The 19,489-nt window shown below is 46.7% G+C and carries 21 protein-coding genes; 4 read left to right on the top strand and 17 right to left on the bottom strand.

Going from position 1 to position 19,489, the window contains the following annotated elements; translation table 11 throughout:
- Positions 1-24: 24 nt before the first annotated feature.
- Genes DS731_RS10820 through DS731_RS10810 form a run of 3 tightly spaced genes read right to left on the bottom strand, consistent with a single transcriptional unit; the run spans position 25 to position 3,827 of the window.
- The gene (locus tag DS731_RS10820; RefSeq protein WP_119501341.1) at positions 25-1,650 is read right to left on the bottom strand and encodes a dihydrolipoyllysine-residue acetyltransferase; all 1,626 of its coding nucleotides are present in this window, start codon (positions 1,648-1,650) and stop codon (positions 25-27) included.
- Positions 1,651-1,662: 12 nt separating this feature from the next.
- On the bottom strand, positions 1,663-2,640 hold the full coding sequence (locus DS731_RS10815; RefSeq protein WP_119501340.1) for an alpha-ketoacid dehydrogenase subunit beta: 978 nt from the start codon (positions 2,638-2,640) through the stop codon (positions 1,663-1,665).
- Positions 2,640-3,827: a thiamine pyrophosphate-dependent dehydrogenase E1 component subunit alpha gene (locus tag DS731_RS10810; RefSeq protein WP_119501339.1), complete on the bottom strand. Its 1,188-nt coding sequence runs from the start codon at positions 3,825-3,827 to the stop codon at positions 2,640-2,642. The genes DS731_RS10815 and DS731_RS10810 overlap by 1 nt, the downstream gene beginning before the upstream one ends.
- 385 nt (positions 3,828-4,212) lie before the next feature.
- Between DS731_RS10810 and DS731_RS10805 the strand changes: the two genes are divergently transcribed.
- The 4 genes from DS731_RS10805 (at position 4,213) to DS731_RS10790 (ending at position 11,338) form a co-directional block, all read left to right on the top strand.
- The gene (locus DS731_RS10805) at positions 4,213-8,289 is read left to right on the top strand and encodes a S8 family serine peptidase (RefSeq protein WP_119501337.1); all 4,077 of its coding nucleotides are present in this window, start codon (positions 4,213-4,215) and stop codon (positions 8,287-8,289) included.
- Between the two features lie 86 nt (positions 8,290-8,375).
- Positions 8,376-9,527, top strand: coding sequence for a PepSY-associated TM helix domain-containing protein (locus DS731_RS10800; protein ID WP_119501336.1), 1,152 nt, complete (start codon positions 8,376-8,378; stop codon positions 9,525-9,527).
- Between the two features lies 1 nt (position 9,528).
- Entirely contained in the window at positions 9,529-10,002 is a 474-nt protein-coding gene (locus DS731_RS10795; protein WP_119501335.1) for a hypothetical protein, read from the top strand.
- A 145-nt stretch (positions 10,003-10,147) separates the two neighbouring features.
- Complete coding sequence (locus DS731_RS10790) at positions 10,148-11,338, top strand: NRAMP family divalent metal transporter (protein WP_232373558.1); 1,191 nt, start codon at positions 10,148-10,150, stop codon at positions 11,336-11,338.
- Here DS731_RS10790 and DS731_RS10785 read toward each other — a convergent pair.
- The 14 genes from DS731_RS10785 to DS731_RS10720 form a co-directional block, all read right to left on the bottom strand.
- Positions 11,333-11,971, bottom strand: coding sequence for a Vat family streptogramin A O-acetyltransferase (locus tag DS731_RS10785; protein ID WP_119501333.1), 639 nt, complete (start codon positions 11,969-11,971; stop codon positions 11,333-11,335). The two genes, DS731_RS10790 and DS731_RS10785, sit on opposite strands and share 6 nt — an antisense overlap.
- 31 nt (positions 11,972-12,002) lie before the next feature.
- Positions 12,003-12,440, bottom strand: a complete 438-nt coding sequence (locus tag DS731_RS10780; RefSeq protein WP_119501332.1) for an energy transducer TonB — start codon at positions 12,438-12,440, stop codon at positions 12,003-12,005.
- 45 nt (positions 12,441-12,485) lie between these two features.
- Positions 12,486-13,445, bottom strand: coding sequence for an acyl-CoA thioester hydrolase/BAAT C-terminal domain-containing protein (locus tag DS731_RS10775; protein ID WP_232373525.1), 960 nt, complete (start codon positions 13,443-13,445; stop codon positions 12,486-12,488).
- A gap of 103 nt (positions 13,446-13,548) precedes the next feature.
- Positions 13,549-13,950 (bottom strand): GFA family protein, encoded by a 402-nt coding sequence (locus tag DS731_RS10770; protein WP_119501330.1) that lies wholly within the window; start codon positions 13,948-13,950, stop codon positions 13,549-13,551.
- 70 nt (positions 13,951-14,020) lie between these two features.
- A complete protein-coding gene (locus DS731_RS10765) occupies positions 14,021-14,359 on the bottom strand; it encodes a hypothetical protein (RefSeq protein WP_119501329.1) in 339 nt (112 codons plus the stop codon).
- A gap of 161 nt (positions 14,360-14,520) precedes the next feature.
- Positions 14,521-14,955, bottom strand: a complete 435-nt coding sequence (locus DS731_RS10760; protein WP_119501328.1) for a GNAT family N-acetyltransferase — start codon at positions 14,953-14,955, stop codon at positions 14,521-14,523.
- 130 nt (positions 14,956-15,085) lie between these two features.
- Positions 15,086-15,283 (bottom strand): hypothetical protein, encoded by a 198-nt coding sequence (locus tag DS731_RS10755; RefSeq protein WP_119501327.1) that lies wholly within the window; start codon positions 15,281-15,283, stop codon positions 15,086-15,088.
- A gap of 147 nt (positions 15,284-15,430) precedes the next feature.
- Positions 15,431-16,135 carry a hypothetical protein gene (locus DS731_RS10750; RefSeq protein WP_119501326.1) on the bottom strand — a complete coding sequence of 235 codons (705 nt, stop codon included), beginning with the start codon at positions 16,133-16,135 and terminating at the stop codon, positions 15,431-15,433.
- A gap of 124 nt (positions 16,136-16,259) precedes the next feature.
- Positions 16,260-16,640, bottom strand: a complete 381-nt coding sequence (locus DS731_RS10745; protein WP_119501325.1) for a VOC family protein — start codon at positions 16,638-16,640, stop codon at positions 16,260-16,262.
- Positions 16,641-16,724: 84 nt separating this feature from the next.
- Positions 16,725-17,258 carry a hypothetical protein gene (locus DS731_RS10740; protein WP_119501324.1) on the bottom strand — a complete coding sequence of 178 codons (534 nt, stop codon included), beginning with the start codon at positions 17,256-17,258 and terminating at the stop codon, positions 16,725-16,727.
- A gap of 91 nt (positions 17,259-17,349) precedes the next feature.
- Positions 17,350-17,637, bottom strand: coding sequence for a hypothetical protein (locus DS731_RS10735; protein WP_119501323.1), 288 nt, complete (start codon positions 17,635-17,637; stop codon positions 17,350-17,352).
- A gap of 211 nt (positions 17,638-17,848) precedes the next feature.
- The gene (locus DS731_RS22155) at positions 17,849-18,040 is read right to left on the bottom strand and encodes a hypothetical protein (RefSeq protein ID WP_202980720.1); all 192 of its coding nucleotides are present in this window, start codon (positions 18,038-18,040) and stop codon (positions 17,849-17,851) included.
- 276 nt (positions 18,041-18,316) lie between these two features.
- Positions 18,317-18,754: a GNAT family N-acetyltransferase gene (locus DS731_RS10725; protein ID WP_119501322.1), complete on the bottom strand. Its 438-nt coding sequence runs from the start codon at positions 18,752-18,754 to the stop codon at positions 18,317-18,319.
- Positions 18,755-18,952: 198 nt separating this feature from the next.
- Positions 18,953-19,402: a hypothetical protein gene (locus DS731_RS10720; protein ID WP_119501321.1), complete on the bottom strand. Its 450-nt coding sequence runs from the start codon at positions 19,400-19,402 to the stop codon at positions 18,953-18,955.
- Positions 19,403-19,489 lie beyond the last annotated feature (87 nt).

Raw genomic sequence — 19,489 nt, 5'->3', positions numbered from 1 at the left:
GGCTCTTTACTCCACATCCGTTTATCAGGCCAGATGCATCAGCATAGCTGACGGGTTCTGCAAATAATGGCACCACAGGTTATTAAACTTCACCATGGTTGCACCATCTATAATGCGGTGGTCGCCGGACCAGTTTACATGCATGATATGCTGCGCCGTCACATTCCCGTTATCATCGAACCGGGGCAGTTTTTGCGTTTTACCCAGCGCAACGATAGCCGCTTCCGGTTTATTGATTACCGGCGTGGCAGTGATACCACCCAGTGCACCAATATTGGAAACCGACACGGTACCGCCCTTCAATGCACTTGCCGGCACCTTACCTTCTCTGGCCTGCTCAATGATGGTTTGCATCTGTGAAGCTATATCAAACAGGCTTAAATCCTGAACCCGTTTAATATTCGGCACCAGCAGGCCAATTTTACTGTCTACGGCAAAGCCGACGTTATGATCGTCAAAATAATGCAAATATTCACCATCATCAGACATCTGGCTGTTGATCACCGGAAATTCTTTTAATGCAAGAGACAGTGCTTTAATGAAAAACGGCATAAAACTGAGTTTAACGCCTTTCGCTTCGAAGGCAGGTTTAAGCTCAGCACGCAGTGCAATGAGCTTATCCATCATCAGTTCATCACTTACCGTGAAATGCGGAATAGTTTGCACTGACAATTGCATTTGTTTTGCCATCGCAGCCTGTAATCCCCGTACCTTCTCTGTACGTTTGCCACCGGACTCAACAGGTCGTCTGGTATCTTCTGATGCCGTTTTTGTCTGCTTTGAGGCATCGTTAAGTTCATTATTTGTAGTTAACGACTCTGCTGCACGATAGACATCCTGTTTCAGTACTCTGCCTTTTTTACCCGAAGCCTGCACCGATTTGAGATCGATATTGTGCTCTCTGGCGATACGGCGGACGGCCGGACTGGCCAGTACTTTTCCGGGAATAGCCACCGGCGGCTCAAAACTGCCTTCCCGTGCGGCGCTCTCAGAGATTGCCGCTTCAGAAGTTGCTGTTTGAGAAGCCGTGGCTTCAGCCTGTGTATGAGCGGGCCCGCTTTGCGAAGACGTACCGGCACTATCGTTATGATCCAGAGCAAACAAAGGTGCATGCACTTTTGCAATATCACCTTCACCGTAATAAAGCTTTGTGATCACGCCGGCGTGTTTGGCGGGGATTTCCACCACGGCTTTATCAGTCATGACTTCAACGACCACCTGGTCTTCTTCAACAGACTGACCCTCAGTGACCTGCCATTTCACAATCTCACATTCAACAATGCCTTCACCAATATCCGGCAGTAAAAAGTCTTCACCTGCGCCGGCGCTGGTAGTAGTAGTGGTACTTGTACTGGCCGGATGATCTTGTGAAGCAACACTTTCAGCTTCAGGTTCCTGCTTTGTAACCTGTTCTGACGTAGCCATGGCGAACAGGGGCACATGCACTTTAGCGATGTCACCCGGTTGATAGTGCAGTTTCATTACCCTACCTGCATGCATGGCAGGAATTTGTACAGTGGCTTTGTCTGTCATCACCTCAGCAACGGGCTGATCTTCTTCTATCACGTCCCCTTCGGCTACCAGCCACTCAAGGAGCTCACATTCCACGATACCTTCGCCGATATCAGGCAATATAAATTCTGTCGTCATTGTCGTTTGCCCTTAGTAATGCATTGTACGGAGAATGGCTTCGTAAGTTTTAAGTTCATCCGGCATGTACTCTTTTTCATGAGAAAGCGGATACGGCGTATCCAGACCGCAAACTCTGGCAACCGGCGCTTCCAGGTACAGGAAACACTGCTCCTGAATAGTTGCTGCAATCTCACTGGCAAAGCCCCCGGTCAGCGGCGCTTCATGATTGATAAGTAAGCGGCCTGTTTTCATCACGGACTCAGCGACTGTTTGCGCATCCCAGGGGGCAATACTGCGCAAATCAATAATTTCGCAGTTAATGCCATCATCCAGCGCTTTTTCGGCGGCCTTTTGCAGAATTTCAATCTGGGCACCCCAGCCGACCAGGGTGATATCTTTTCCTTCCTGCACGACATCCGCTTTTCCCAGCGGCAATTCATAGTCCTCTTCAGGCACATCGCTTACTGATGCCCGGTAAAGGCGTTTCGGCTCCATGAATAACACCGGGTTGTCGTCGCGGATAGAGGCCAGCAGCAAGCCTTTTGCCTGATATGGGTTACGCGGCACCACAATCCGAAGGCCCGGACAATGGGCAAAGAAGGCTTCCGGAGACTGGCTGTGATAGTGTCCGCCGGCAATGCCGCCGCCGTACGGTGTGCGGATGGTCAGTGTGCCGCAACTAAATTGTCCGCCGGAGCGGTAACGGAATTTCGCCGTCTCGTTAACAATCTGGTCAAAGGCCGGAAAAATGTAATCACCAAACTGGATTTCAGCTACCGGCACTGAACCCTGCGCAGCAAGACCGTTGGCAAAGCCGATTATGCCCTGCTCCGTAAGCGGCGTATTAAAACAGCGGCCTTTACCAAATTTCTCCTGTAAATGACTGGTGGCACGGAATACACCGCCAAAGTGACCCACATCTTCACCGAATACCATCACACGCTCGTCTTCTGTCATGACAGTGATAAGCGCATTGTTAATTGCCTGCAGCAGATTCATTTTTGCCATTATTTTATTCTCCCTGCTGTTTTCGGATACGCCTGCGGATAACGGGCGATGTGTTGCTTAAGTGCCTGAAGCTGATCGTTGAGATGCCGGGGAACGTGGTCGTATACATCTGTCACAATATCGTCGATGGGGTTGACCGGTACTTTTTCGGCTTCTTTAAGGGCCGCTAACACCGACTCGCGGGTCGCTGTTTTACGCTTTTCTGCAGCTTCCGCGTCAAACCACCCTTTTGATTTGAGCCACTCACTTAAACGCAATACCGGATCCTTCTGACGCCATTTTTCTTCTTCATCTTTAGACCGGTAACCACTGGGATCATCGGAGGTGGAATGAGCAGCCAGACGGTAAGTCATCGCTTCAATTAGCACAGGACACGCTTCTTTAAGCGCAATTTCCTTTGCTTGTCTGGTGGCGGCATAGACAGCCAAGGGATCATTACCGTCCACCCGGATTGTTTTCACCCCGTAGCCGATACCCCGGCTGGCAATACCGTCACCGGCGAACTGCTCTTCAGCGGGGGTTGAAATGGCATAGCCGTTATTACGGCAAAAGAAGATTACCGGACAGCGCAGTACCGCAGCCATATTCAGGCCGGCATGAAAATCACCTTCTGATGCCGCCCCTTCACCAAAATAGCAAATCGTCAGCGCCTTTTTGCCGGCCATTTTCTGGCCATAGGCATAGCCTGATGCCTGGGGGATCTGTGTACCTAAGGGAGAAGAGATGGTCATAAAATTAAGCGCTTTATCACCATAATGGATGGGCATCTGACGCCCTTTATTCGGATCCTTTTCATTACTGAACATTTGATTCATAAACTGCTCAGTTTTATATCCCCGCCATGCCAGTGCGCCCTGTTCGCGGTACTGCGACATGATCATGTCATCATTAGTTAATGCTGCTGCGCTGGCAACAGCAGCCGCTTCTTCACCGGTAGAAGCCAGATAAAAACTGATTCTGCCCTGACGCTGCGCCGCCACCATCCGTTCATCAAGAATGCGGATAAACTGCATCACTTCCAGCATTTTTTCTGCGGTATCACGGGTGATGTCCGGTTCTTCAGCGTCCGGGTGTACCGTACCGTCCAGCTGCAGAATTTGCAGCATAGGGATGTCTATCAGGCCATTTTCTATTATTTTTACCTGACGGGTGGTTTTCACGCTGGCGAGATGATTTCTGTCCTGCACAACTAAGCCCTCATTGAGTGGTGCCACAACGGCAATATCGATAGTGATAATGCTAGTGTGAAATCTCAAAATACGTGTTGCTAAATACAGGTGGCCACATCAATAAGGGAAAATGGTTATCCGCCTCAACAGGTTTCATGTGGTCATTTCATCCTACGGTTTTAACATTGATTTAAAATAAGGTCACACTTAACTTTACATAAGCCATCCCGTATAAAAAGTTTAATGAAATACAATGGTTCATAAGCCGTTCATATTTAAGAAGGTATACTTTTACGTACTGATGTTCAGGCAGCCTGAGTGTAAAACTCGCCTGTGATTTATAAAATCTGGTATAAGCTTTTAACTGAAAAAGTAAAAACGCGCGCGGCAACGGGAGAAGTGTATGAATTGTCGAATCGCCTTAGCGGTTTCATTTGCGCTGAGTAGCAGCATTATTTCATCACCGCTGATGGCGGATACGGCAAAACATAAATCCGGTAAATCCGTTTATATTGTTGAACTGGATGAAAGTCCTGTGGCCACCTATGAAGGAGGTGTGCAAGGTTTTACCGCGACGTCATCAGAAAAAAGACGCAATAAGTTAAATACACGCTCTGATGCAGTCGTTCAGTACCGCCGTCACCTTAAGAACCGCCAGTCAACTGTATTGTCAGCCATCGCTGATGGCACAGACACACCAAAAGCCCTTGCACAGTATCAACTGGCCTTTAACGGTTTTGCTGCAAAGCTCACCCCGGCGCAGGCGAAAACCTTGTCACAAACAGAAGGGGTTAAAAAAGTACGCCGTGACACGTTACACAAACTGAATGCCTATGTGGGACCGGCCACTATCGGCGCCCCGCAGATGTGGGACGGTACAGAAACCTCGTCCGGCTCTGATGTGTTAGGTGAAGGCATGGTGGTTGCGGTTCTGGATACCGGCATCAACACAGATCACCCGTCTTTTGCGGCCACCGGTGACGATGGTTATGCTCACACCAATCCGCTGGGTAGCGGAAATTACCTCGGAGACTGTGCAGGAAGCTATCCTGCTTTGTGTAACGACAAGCTCATCGGCGTATACAGTTATCCGGCGATTGTTAATGCCTATTCCGACACTGATATTTTTCCTTCAGGCCTCCCCGAAAACGGTGAAGATTACAACGGTCACGGCTCTCATGTAGCAGCAACCGCTGCAGGGAATATTCTTTATAATGTTGCGGAAGTGATCCCCGACTACGATCAAACTGTCAGTGACGGTGTGGAGACCGGTTATATTTTTGAAGAAGTCTCCGGCGTTGCACCTCATGCGAATATTATTTCTTATCAGGTATGCTATCCCGGTGAAGATGACGACACTTATACCGGCTGTCTTGAATCTGTCATGCTGGATGCCGTTGAAGACATTATTGACAGCGGTATTGTGGATGCCGTGAACATGTCGATTTCCGGTGGCGACTTCCCCTGGGACGGACCATTAAACCGTGCGTGGCTGAATGCCCATAATGCCGGAATTTTTGTTGCCCAGTCTGCGGGCAATGACGGCCCCGATGATGCAACGACCGACAAGCATGCCCCCTGGATGACCGCTGTTGCTGCTACTTCCCACGGCATCTCAGTGTCGTATGAAAAATCCATCACAAACTTTTCCGGTGGCAGTTACACCCCTGCCGCAATGCAGGGTTTCAGTAACACCGGTTCAATTACCGCTGACATCGTGTACGCCGGCGACTTCCCCAACGGCAACGATCCATCCGGCGATCCCGGTCAGTGTCTGGAGCCCTATCCTGCCGGTACATTCAGCGGACAAATTGTCGTTTGTGACCGTGGTGATATTGCGCGGATCCAGAAAGCAAAGAACGTTGTTGAAGGCGGTGCCGCAGGTTTCGTGCTGGCTAATGTGCAGAGCGGTGAAAACTTTCTGGCTAACGATGCCTACGTAGTGCCGGGTATTCATATAGATGCTGATGCCGGCGATGCACTGAAACAATGGCTGGCTTCCGGTTCCGGCCACCGTGTCACCATCACTGAGGCAACCGCTGAGGTTGTCACTGATGAAACAACCGCAGATAAACTGGCTGACTTCTCTTCCAGGGGACCGAACAGTTCAATCAGTACATTGTCGCCTGTAATTTCTGCTCCCGGCGTAGAAATTTATGCTGCGTGGGCAGATGAACACTATGGCCATGAAGAGTCCGGACCGGCCCCAGCAGACTATGCGTACTCATCAGGTACATCGATGGCAAGTCCCCATGTGGCGGGCGCGGCTTTACTGCTCAAGCAGGATCATCCGTCCTGGACACCTGATAACATCCGCTCAGCCATGATGATGACTGCCAATACCGGTGTGGCGCTTTCAGGCACAGATGTTGCGGCCAACTGGTTTGAAATGGGCGCTGGTCGTCTGCAGGTAGACGCGGCCACGCAAACCGGGCTTATCATGCAGGAAACCGCGGCGAACTATTCCGCTGCTAATCCGCAGGAAGGCGGCGAACCGCGTTCTCTTAACGTGCCCGCCGTAGTGGATGAAAATTGCGTCACCTCATGCAGCTGGACCCGTACAGTTACGGCAACACGGTCAGGAAGCTGGCAAGTGACTGCAACAGCAGTGACGTCCGGATTAAGCACAACGGTTTCGCCCTCCTCTTTCTCGCTGGCAAGCGGACAGTCGCAGACCCTCACGTTTACCATGGATACCCTCGGAACCACTAACTACGCCTGGGCATATGGCAGTGTAAATCTCACCAGCAGTACCTCACCTGATTTACACATCCCCGTTGCAGTGTACGCTTCAAATGGCAGTATTCCTCAATTTGTTGATCTGACAGCCCACCGGAATGAAGACAGCCGTTTACTTAAGGATGTTACGACAGCAGAAATTGAGTCTTTTAACTTTGAGTCTTACGGATTAACACAGGTAACCACCGTGGTTGAGACAGTCAGTGAAGATCCGACACCTGACGAACTGTTTGATTCTGCCAGCGGTACTGTGATCACAGAAATCAACGTAGAAGAAGGTGCGCTACGTTTATATGCAGAAATTTATGATGCCACCGCCAGTGACCTGGATTTGTTCCTTGTTTATGACGCTGATGGCGATGGCAACCCTTCAGATGATGAGATCCGCGAAGAAAGCAGTTCTCTTGAAGCCGATGAAGTCGTCGACCGGCTGAATCCTGAAGCCGGCACCTGGTTTATCGTGGTACAGAACTGGGAAGGCTCTTCAGCCTCCTCCGACAGTTATATGATGGATTATGTGCTGGTGGATGCTGATGACGAAGGCAACCTCACCGTTTCCGGTCCGCAAACTAATGCGGCCCTCTCGCCCTTTGATTTACGTATTTTATGGGATCTTGGAGACAGCAGCGAAGGAGATAAATTCTTTGGTGCTTTCGCGCTGGGTACCAGCAGCAGCGAAAACAGTAATGTTGGCGTAACCCATGTTGTCATAGAGCGGGAAGAAAATGATGTCTATATGTCGGCGCCTGATGATGGCCGTGTGAATAAAGGTGGCCAGCAGACCTTCAACGTAAATATTATCAGCAATACAACCGGAGAAGCTCGTGATTACACCGTAGGCGTTACCCTGCCTGATACGGTTTCACTGGTTGCCGGTTCCGTATCTGATAATGGCAGTGTCACCGGTAACCGTGTGTACTGGGAAGTCACTCAACCAGACAGCGAAAGCACCGGCGCTGATGCACAAACATCAGCTGCTGCAACCTTATCGTTTGCGGTCACAGTGGAAGACAGTGCATCTACAGGTCCGCTATCTCTGCAGGCATCCTCAGTGGTAACAAATATACCGGGCGCAGGCTCTGAGAATGCAGCCGTATTCAGTGACGTACAGGTCGAAGGCGCACCGGTAGTCACGATTGCCGGCGGTTCAACAGCCACAGCAGTCGTGTCATCAGGCAACAGCCTGTCTGTAACAGCAGAAGCTGACGAGCCTAATGGCGATGCGGTAACCTGGTCGTGGGAGCAGTTATCCGGTCCGGCATTAACTTTAAACGGTACGAATACTGCGACAGTAACGATTTCTGCGCCTTCCGTACAAAGTGACACAACCGCTGTACTGCAGGTAACCGCAACTGATCCTTCAGGCAATCAGTCTGTGGCATCTGTCACCGTCACCATTTCGCCGAATCAGCCCCCGGTTTTATCTGTTACATCTCCTGCCAGTGTCAGTGCTGGCAGCACAATCACCATCAGGGCAACCGCTACCGATCCGGAAAACGACACACTCTCATTTACCATAGATGGTGTAGCAGGTTCCGTTTACAGTACTCAGGCCCCGGATTCTGCAGCAGGATCGTCAGTCTCTTACACCGTAACCGTGAGTGATGGCATCAATACCGTGAGTGTTGCCGTGAGTGTTGCCGTGACTGAACGTCAAAGCTCAGGTGGCGGCGGCAGTACCGGAATTCTGGCTCTGCTGCTGGTGCCGGTTATCGTATTCCGCAGGTGGCGGCGTATGTAAAAAAGAATTAATATCATTTCTATTGAAAGCGATATTCGCTAGAATCTGCAACCGGTAATGAAATTATACTTTCGGACAGGTTTTGCATGGCGCGTGTGTCTAATCGCTTTCTCTTTCAACTCCACGGCTGGTTTTCACTCCCCGTTTGGGTGTTATTCAGTTTTGTATGCCTGACAGGTACTGTGGCGGTCATGAGCCATGAATTTGCCTGGCTGACAAACGAAAATATCCGTGCAGTAAACCCTGATAACCGACCGGCACAACCTGTTGCAGAGTCTGTCACCACCGTCAAAAAGACCTTTCCGGATGCAGATGTTACCGGCGTCAGCGTACGGGAAAGCTACATGGCTCACGAAGTCATGTTTACCGCTACAGGCAAACCCTTTGCCATTGCATATGTTAATCCTTACAGCGGTGCTATCCAGGAAGTAAACGATGGTGTCACCTTTATCGGTTTCATGCGTACGTTGCACGGATGGCTGTATTTCCCGTGGCATGGCAGTTACAGTCTTGGCTACTATCTGGTTTCTTTAATGTCTGTGGTCATGCTCGGGGCGTTGATAACCGGATTACTCGTCTTCAAGAAATTCTGGCAGGCATACCGTAACCCCAAAATTCGCAGCCATCAGGGACCGCGTACACTGACCGCAGACTTACACAAACTTGCCGGAGTATGGTCCATCTGGTTCATGGTGATCATGAGCGCAACTGGACTTTGGTATCTTATTCAGTCTGTCATGTGGCATGCAGATATTGAAGTGGATCCCTGGCCGGCGCAGCTTGACGCACAATCGCTTCCGGTATCCTCTCAGAATACGCCAACAATGCCGGTATCTCTGGCTCAGGCCATTACAAAGGCAGAGAATACCTTCGACAATTTTCAGACCAGTTATATCATGATGCCGGAACATAACCGCGACACCTACAAATTGTACGGGGGCGGCAATAACCCCTTTTACGATGGTGCCAGTTTCCAACTGGCAGTTAACCCGTGGAACGGCGAGATCACACAAACCATTACCCCGCAAAATATGGATGCCCTGCAAACCATTATGCACATCGCTGACCCGTTGCATTTCGGGACTATCGGCGGAATATGGACAAAACTGCTGTGGTTTGTTTTCGGTCTAATCCTCTCCGGTATGTCTGTTTCGGGTTTCATTATGTGGTATTTACGTCTGGCAAAAGCACGAACAGCCAGCCGGAAAGCAACAGCTGCACGTTTACAGGAGGCTTAACATGGCCCGCTTAAAGAATAAAAAAACGGCGTCAAAACGCTACTGGTTAAATGCACTGTTGCTGATATTGCCGGTCGTGTTTATCTATCAGTCATTTAATCCTGAATTTCCCGCCAGTCTGCCCGAAACCCAAGCCGGTGATTTCACGCTGACGGCAATGCCTTATGATGAGGACAAACCCTACCAGCATGACGGTCTCTACGTGAAAGATTTTCTGGTGATGTTTCAGGACGGTGGTGTTGATGAAATCAGACAGGGCTTTTTAAATATCGGTGACAAACCATTGTCAATTGAAGAAGCACAGCAGCATGAACTCGGTATTTTACATGGCACACGACACGGACAGCATGTGCACGGTCTGGCTCAGGAACGCATCACTTCCGGCCAGAAAATTTGGGTAACACTGCAAACCTGGGATGGTGAAATTCATCAGGGCTCATGGGAGATCCCCGCACATCTTATCAGTGACGTTTAATCTCTGATCTCAAAGCAGTTTGTTGTACACTGTGCCAACTCATCTGAATTAATTCTTCTGTAGCAGGAACACAGAGTTGGCACATTCCACCTTTTCCCTTGCCGGTTTGCGGCATCTTACACAGCTTCTCGGCCCCGGCGTACTGATGGCAACCGCTGCCATAGGTGGCAGCCACCTCGTTGCATCCACACAGGCCGGTGCAAATTACGGCTGGCAACTAGCACTGCTGGTGCTGGCAGTCAACATACTCAAATATCCTTTTTTCAGGGCCGGGGTCAGCTATACCATCAGTACCGGTGAAACCCTGCAACATGGCTACCTGCAAATGGGCAAAGGCTATCTGATCACCGCCCTGTTACTGAATGTCATTTCATCGGTTGTGAATGCCGCTGCTCTGCTGATGTTTGCAGCCAGCCTGCTCGGCTACTTTGTACCCTTTACAACCAGTATTCCTGTGTTAAGTGGTATTGTTCTGGCTGCCATATTGTTCATATTGATTGCCGGACATTATTCAGCCTTAGACAAAGTTTCCAAAGTCATTATGGTGACACTGGTGATAGCCACGCTGGGTGCCACCTTTATGGCCTGGCAAAATGGTACTGTGGCGCCTGATGATTTTGTTTCCCCTTCGCCCTGGACAATGGCAGCAGTCGGATTTCTGGTAGTGACCATGGGATGGATGCCTGCCCCTATAGAGATCTCCGGTATCACATCGCTGTGGCTTAAAAAACAAAAGCAGGAGCAATCAGTCACCCCGCAGTCTGCGCTGTTCGATTTTAATCTGGGCTATTTTACTACTATGTTACTGGCGCTGGTGTTTCTGGCACTGGGTGCCCTGGTGTTACACGGCGCTGACAACACGCTGGCCTCTGGAGGTATTGGCTTTTCAAAGCAACTGGTGGATTTATATGCCGGTACTATCGGTGAGTGGGCCCGCTGGTTAATAGCCGTAGTGGCATTTTTGTGTATTTTCGGCTCCGCCCTTACGGTATACGACGGCTATTCGCGGGCTGTAGCAGAGGCCGCCATGCTGCTTAAAGGGCAAAAAGATACGCCGGAAAGTATCTTTATTGTCGTGCTGAGTGCTGTTGCTGTAATCAGTTTTGCTATTGTGTTGTTCTTTAAATCTGCCCTGCTCGCCATGCTTGGATTTGCTATGACACTGGCCTTCATGACCACGCCGATGTTTGCTCTGTTAAACCATAAACTGGTAAAACAGGCTGCACTAAATGACGACGTAAAAGCCAGCCCGCTGGTAACGCTGTTAAGTTATGGTGGTCTGATTTATCTGTTCGGGTTCCTGGCGTTGTTCATTGCATGGAAATGGTTTTTATAAACCGCCGGCTGTGCGGAGTGCATGAATGTCCGCCCCCACTATCGCTTCCAGATTGGCGGTGATTTTCTCTGCACTCCAGTTCCACCAGGCAACAGACTCCAATGTTTCGATAATACTTTCCTCAAAACGGTATTTAATGACTTTCGCAGGATTGCCCCCCACCACGCTGTAAGCAGGCACATCTGCAGTGACAACGGATTTGCTGGCAATGACTGCCCCGTTACCTATTTTTACCCCGGGCATTACCAAAGCCTCGTAACCAATCCATACGTCATTGCCAATTTCAGTGTCCCCCTTATAGGGTAGCTCTCCATCGCCTGGCATCACTCTCTCCCATCCGTTTCCAAAAATTTGAAACGGATACGTAGAGAAGCCTGAAATTTTATGATTGGCTCCGTTCATAATGAATTTCACGTCTTTGGCAATGGCACAAAATTTTCCGATAATCAGCTTATCGCCAATAAAGGGAAAATGGTAAAGCACATTACTCTCAAAGCGCTCAGGACCGTCCGGGTCATCATAGTAGGTATAATCGCCTACAATAATATTTTCAGAAGTAATAAAGTTCTTCAAATATCCCACTTGCGGGAACCCCGCCATGGGCGCTTTGTTGTCAGGATTGGGGCCGTTCATTGCTTGTCCTTCATTCGATGAAAACCGGAGGTTATTCACACAACATGGATGCCTGCTGCTGGCACTTTGAAACAGATTCGTCCTGAGAGCTTCCTCCCATGCAGAAATCCAGCCTTATCAACTTTTCTTCACCAGCCGGCGACTTACCGTTTGCCAGGGTCCAGTTCCACTCTTTTATAACTCCGGTTGCCGGCCCGGCAATACCTTTCTCGGGTACTGAACTGACAAGCGTGATACTGTTAGTTGTACCGTTTTTATCAACACTGACTTTAAATATTCCGCAGCCGGCAAGCCCTTCCATTGCCATTTCAATGGGATAACGAGGCATAAATTGCTTATCCCTCAGCCAGGTGGCCTCCGTCTTTATTGGTTCAATGTGCGTTAATTCCACTGACGCATAATTGGCCGCGGCCACCCCGGCGGCGGGTAGCAAGAACTGCAGTGCTAAAAATATATTTCTGTATTTCATAAACCTTCCCTTTGTGAATGAAAAACAAGCGGTAAAAATAGCCTCTTAATCGTCACGCTTGATGTCGAGGGCAGCATCCTCAAAAATGGGTACGAAATCTTCAGTACTGTCCAGTCTCAGAAGTATCGATAAGTTAATTTTCTCAAGATCTGGCGGAACACTGACACTATCTAAAAACACACGATTCAGTTCTTCAGAAGCGTCCAGCATTTTATAGTCCAACAAATGATCCAGTTCCGGATAAGAAAAGTGTGTACACGAGGATGATTCATTTTGCCTCATCCTTTCACAAATACTTTTAGCCATTGAAACAGATGGCCAGATTTCATCTTTTCCACCGGAAAACAAATACACGCTTCCTAGTATTTCTTCTGCTTTGATTGACGCTTTACCACCATCTTGTCTGTTGGCTAATGACTGGGAATAAAGATCGAGTAAACCACTGACGGCCCCCGTCGGATTAAATTGGACGTAATCCAGCTCCTTTTGCCCGGAGGTCCAGCTTGAACCGGGTGTTTTTTGCCAGTTATTCAGAATACCAGCCCAAACTACCGCACTTGGTGCAATCGCGATAACACGGTTAAATGTGGCATCTTTTGAAGCCAGCAACAGCGATAATTCAGCCCCTTTCGACCATCCGGCCACGGTCAGGTTCTCGTTTTCAGGATGCTTATGAAGGAGCCATTTTTTAGCTTTCTCAAAATACTCTAACGGTATTTTTTCCAGTTCATCAGGCAGTGATTCTTCCTTAAAATAAGCAACAGCCAGAACAGGAAACCCATCAGCGGCTATAACGTCTGCAAGTCTGGAAGGAATACCGCCTTCTGAGCCACCCAACACAATAACAGGCTGTCTGGCTGAACCGGCAGAACTGACTGAAGGCTCATAGTAGTGTCCGACAAAGCCATTTTCTTCAATGTTGAGTTTTTGAACGTCAGTCCCTGATGCGAGAGCATGAAAACAACATGACAAAAAAAGTAACAACACGCTTCTTTTAAATTTCACTAAAAAACACTCCTTTGTGAGGTAACAAATATCTCAGAGCACAGCTGATTTGCTGCGCTATAGCGGGTCGCGAGCGGGTTTGTGGGATCGTATGGTTCGTGTATCACTCTGGCAGGCCACCGAACTTTGGTACGTCTTCTAACGTCTTATTCCACGCAGCTTTGCCGGATATGAAGATGTGTGCAGTTGGTAATATAGATATATCAGTATCCAGACACCCTGCCGGAACAACAAGTAAGTCTGCTATCTGAGTGTTAGGTAATGCCGAGCCACACCGCATACAAAAGCTTTTGCTGTGACGAGTGCCCGGCAGCGTAAAGGTAGTGACCACATCCGGACCGGACAGCCAGACTAATTTAGCTGAGCTTGAGAAAAGATTTGCCGCATGAGCAGAGCCCGTGTCTTTTTGGCAATACTGGCAGTGACACAAATAAAAGCAATCAAAATCCCCTTGCACCTCGAATTTTACGGTGCCGCACAAACAAGAACCATAATACTTAGTCATAAAGTCTCCTCTTATTGCCTTAATATCACGGGTTCGTAATCCCATGCTAATGCATTTGATTTTCACTGCGTTAATTTTTAAAAGCGCGAATGACAAAATAAACGCTTACAAACAATGCACTTAGAAGAACCTGTGCGACAAAGACAATAAAAACACCGACTGCTGATTGTGGATCTGATCCCACGCCAAAAAACATCACCATGCTGGACAGCATGAGGAGCAACACCAGTCCCGTATTCGCGATGAGGAATGTCCGGCTTTTGTTTTTGACGAAGTGAACGAGCAGGAATACGATCACATAAGGAATAAAAATAAGAACTAACCCTGCCAGATCCCCCCTCGACGGGGAAAGCAGAATGATAAATATGAATGGGGCAATAAGGCATGCCTGCTTTATAAATTTTTCCAAAAATCCTCCCTGGATAAAGTTTCTTCAACTACATAGCCCCGGCAATAGGAGCATTAAGTTTTAGCTTAAAAACCGCAGGCCTGTCAGCCATGTGCTCGTGAAAACGTCAGAGCTTATGCGTTATGGTCCCCGCGAGCGATACGAAATCCTTGAATAAATTGTTATTTACATGTCTGTTCGTAGACAGAGGGTTGCCATACCTGCATCAAAATTTCCGGATTGGCAACTGACTCAAAGCCAAATTTTGCGTACAAGCCATGCGCATCGCTGGTTGCCAGCATAAAGCGCCGTAAACCCTGAAGGTCCCCGTGTTGACATATTGCTTCCATAAGCAGTTTACTGGTGCCAAGCCCACGATAGTTTTCAAGCACGAAAACGTCGCTCAAATATGCAAATGTGGCTTTATCAGTAATAACACGGGCAAAACCTGCTTGTTCATCATTACTGCCATAAGCACCAAACACGAGTGAATTTTTGAGAGACCTTTCAAAAACCTCAAATGGAATATTTTTAGCCCAATATGAATTGGAGATAAATGAATATACGAGATTAATATCAAGGTCTTCAAAGTTCGTAGAAATTTTAAATCTGTTCAACTGAATGAATTCCTTTGAAGAGTAAAAAAAACCGCACGACGCTGCAAATATACCCCTGTGACAGTGACAGGCGAGGCACAAAGTACCCGGATGTTTTTGTTCCCTGTAGTTGCGAATAATAATGCCGTTTTTAGATCGCACTTTCTGCCTCATGCTCAATCAAAAGTGTATAAGAGCTGACAACGCCGGCAAAATTACAGTTAGACTGAACGGATATAATGTTCCAGCCATCACCTTCAATTTCTGCGATTTGTTGGTTTAATAAATCTAAATCTGGCTCCGTAAGAAACCAGTTCTTCTTCTTTGAAAAGTGCACTATTTTTCGCATTAAACTTTCCTTGTTTATTCATATCGAATCACTGTTTATCGTGCTGTTTTTATGAACACTACACTTAGGGGCATAAACACACAGGCTAAAAATAGTTGAAGAACGACGCAGCCTATTTGTGAGTTAAGGAGAGACTTGGCGTCATTGTCAGACACCGTCTACTCTGACTTTGAAGAACTTAGTTTTGTCACTCAAATGTTGATAAACCCAGGGAGGATCAACTACTTCAACGTTGGATACGCCAAGTTTCGCAAGCCCTTCGAGCGAATAGTACCAGCCGGTAAACTCTTCTTTCCCGCCAATCGCTTTGTATTCGGAAGATTGTCCAAGTGTTGTTATTTGCTGATCCACACCAATTTTTTCGAAGAACTCACGCTCGCGTATCACAGCTGACTTCATATACTTTTCTAAATTTTGCTTTGTTGATTCCTGTTCCTTCTCAGGAAGAGCCTTGATAAACGAGGTTATTTCTTTCTCCATCCCGGTTGTTCCGCCGTGGAATCCAATTACTGCGTGATTCGATATTCTGTGATGTTTTGCAGCAGAAAAAACGTAGTTAGCGCATGAAGAAAGACAATAGTCATTTACCTCAATCTTCAAATCATAGTCATGAACGATATCACCAAGATCCATACCATGATTGATTTCGCCCCCTTCAGACGTTATCGACAGCCATTCAATTTTACTCTCGCCGTTTTTAAGTATTGAAAGCAGCTTCTGATTCGCTGATGGCGATAACTTACCGCGATATATTACCGCGTTTTCATGCAATGAAACTGTTGTATCATCACCTTGTGCTGACACGCATGATATAGGAATGATTAAAATGAAAGACCATAATTGTTTAAACATGCTACTTCCTTGTGTGATTTAACGCCTCACTTAATGGCGGATTGCATGGGCTAAAATGTGGAACGAAGTGACTCTGCCAGGGTAGTACTGTTCCGGTAAACCTGTGAATGTATTGAGTGGCTTATTATAAGCGTTTTTCAACTTTCCAGGGAGGATTTAAACGGTTCTTACCTGCCCGGTAAAGTTTGATTTTATTACCAGAAGGATCTTTAAGAATAGCCTCTTTCCATAGGTACCTTTGTTCTGTTGGTAGTTGTTCAAATTGAATACCTCTCCGGGACAAATCAGCACACAGTTCATCAAGTTCTTCGTGCTCGAAGTAGATTACAGATCTGTTTTCAAACTCTTCAGTTTCGAGTGATAAGGAGAAAGTCGAGTTACCTTCCGGGCAAGAAAATCTGGAATAATGCGGTGTATCGACAATTTGAGTAAAACCGAGCTTCAGATAAAAGTTAACGGCAGCATCCATATCTTTTACTGGTAAAGTAATTTGATTAAGTTCCATTTAAACTCCGGAAATATAACAACCACATAAAGTGCCTGCGAGCGTTCCAATACGATTCTTTATTTTTGAAAAAATTACGATTAGTTACCAGGCATCTGCATAGTGTTTATTTGCTTTGAAAGCCTCGATTTCTAAAGGTGCTTTATCATAGCCAAATTCAGCTATGTCAGAGAAGTGCTGAGTTATCACGTGATCAAGACTAGTTCTTTCGATTTGAAGTACATGAACCAATTCGTGAGCCAATTTTGGTCTGTTAAGTTCATATCCATTACGAACATAAATGGAATAGCCGAAGGCCTGAGCATTATTGGTGATGCCTTCGCCGATAAAGCCTAATGCTTCACCAAGTGTTTTTAAAGCGAAATTTTCGTATGGAAACGGAACTTCATCAACATGTACAATCCTGACTTTCTCTGGTTTTTGAATTCCTATTTCGGCTGCCAAAGCTAACTCCCGTAAATTCAACGGAGCTCCTGACTCTAAGCCTCTTTTTTCTGTTTCATAAGCCCAGTCAACATATTGTGGTATTAATATGCCCGAAATAATTTTCTGATGAAAAATTGCTGCGCCGATAATTAAAAAAACCAATATTAGCGCTGAATATTTTAGAAACTTCATACAACTAAAATCCCTTTTAAAATCTTTGTTTAACTTTCGGAAAACATAACATTGAAATATGGGTAATACATACAGAGTGGTCACTCATTTGTCATGCTTCATGATTTAACAACTTCTGAATAGCTTCCGGGTCTTTTGCAATTTGACGCTCGATTATGTTTAGCAACGCCTGCTCAGAGACACCAAAAAACCCGAACCATATATACCCTACCAACGTCATGGCAAATACCGGTGCAAGATATGGTAAATAGTTTGTAATCCCCAGGCCGTCATAAAAAGGGAATGCAAAAACGAAAAGCAATAAAAATAATGATGTGATTTTAGCAATTGCCACGCCTTTTTTGGCTTTGACGTAGTCCTTTATCTCTGAACTTTCCATTCAATTAGTCCTTAAATTTCTGCTAGATTATGACCGACACAAAGCGTGCAAAACATTTGGACTACAATATCAAGCGAAGCGCATGGGTTCGAGGCGTTAGAGTCCCGGCGAGCGCAGCGAGTGTTCATGCACTTGTTAGCTACCTCTTACCTTAAAGCGGACACGAACAAAATCTGCTCCCCAGCTTTGATTGTTAAACCCCAGCATCTTATCAAAAATCAAACTCTGAAATTAAAAACTCGTCGTCATTTAGCCAGGATATTTTGTATTTCATATCCCCGGGGGGACCATCTAAACGAATTAAAATATCAGTTTTCCGACTTCCATCGACTTTTTCAACATATACTTGAGTTTGCCAGTTTGTTGTTGCTCCGCAATCAGCGTTTACAACTACAGCGCGCATAGTTTGATCAGGGGAATATAGTTCTTCGTATTCGTCAAACGAGCAGCCACTTGCCACTAGATATCCAAGTAACCAAAAAGGTTTGGAAAGAATTAACCCTGCCCAAAATATCGCGGCACCAGCGTGCCAAAGAAATTTTAAAAATTTTGACTATCCTAGGTGGTTAATCCCCACTAAGGGGCGATAACACATGGGCTACAATCAGGAGCGAAGTGACGCAGGTCATGCGTAAACGTCCTGGCGGCCCTGCTTGCTACTACACCAGATCGCTATAATTCACAGCTTAATAAGAGCCAGCATGTCGTCACCATCTTCATCCATGCCTATTTCTTGAAACCCGAAGCTTGAATAAAAATCCCTGGCTACCGGGTTTCCTGGGTTATAGCATATTTCGATTTCCCGGATGTCCGGTGTTTCTTTTATGGATTCGAGTGCCAACGTTAAAGCTACTCTTCCTATTCCCTGGTTTTGATAGTTTTTATCAACCATAAAACGCCAAATTGAAACTTTTGACACTGATTCTTTAACCCACATGAAGAAACCGACGGGTTTGCTGTCGAAACAGATAGCCTTACAAGTATGACCTTCGTTATAAAATGACTCAACTAATGACCACATGTTGCACGCGACATAGCCTTCCTGTGCTTCAGTGACATCGAGGTCACACACTGTCTCATAATTATTCTTGTTTATTTCTTCCAATGAAATTTGCATGTTCATCCTGAATTATGACGCCCTGTTCAGGGCCGCAAACATGGCGGCTATAACCGGAACGGCGTGACACAGCCGCCATGTTTGTGTCCCGGCGGGCCCGCGAGCGACTAAGTATTTATATGGATAATTCTTCCCTAATTTCCCCACAACTTCTTCAAAAATGAGTAACGTGAGGCCCGGAGTTTGGCTGCGTGATTGTTATATCGCGAGTTTGTCAGCAGCCTCAGAACCTATAGATTGGTTTATTTTGTGTTGAAAGTAAATGACATGAAAGAAGCTGCTAAGGAAAGGGCCCAGCCACAACGCATTGCCTTTTGAGACGTTATTTATTCTGTTGATCCTATTTCTGACTTTGATAATCCATACGATATGAAATATTGCCGACAGCAGATGAAGAAGTTTAGCCGTAATCAATAGTGCTACTGGTGCAGGGAAAAGAAAATAGTAGATGAGACCAAGTAGAGAAACTAAATAAATAGAAATTGCAGTTGTTGTGAAAGCCTTTGAAATATAACTTTCCGTTTTTGAATTGAATATTTTAGTCAGTTGCCACAGACGAAAAATGACGTAAAGCCCAAAAGTGAAAACGCATAAGGCCAGAACTATGACTACAGATTTCTCTTTAAACACACTGTTTGCCTGAGACATTTCTTCTTCCTTGAAATAAACGTTGAGTCATTAATGCGGTCTATTGATTAATTTTCAAGCGTGAAGAAATTGCCGGAATGTACCTTC

It is taken from the genome of Alteromonas sp. RKMC-009, assembly GCF_003584565.2.
Classification (GTDB): domain Bacteria; phylum Pseudomonadota; class Gammaproteobacteria; order Enterobacterales; family Alteromonadaceae; genus Alteromonas.
This window is presented reverse-complemented; position numbering and strand designations above follow the sequence as displayed.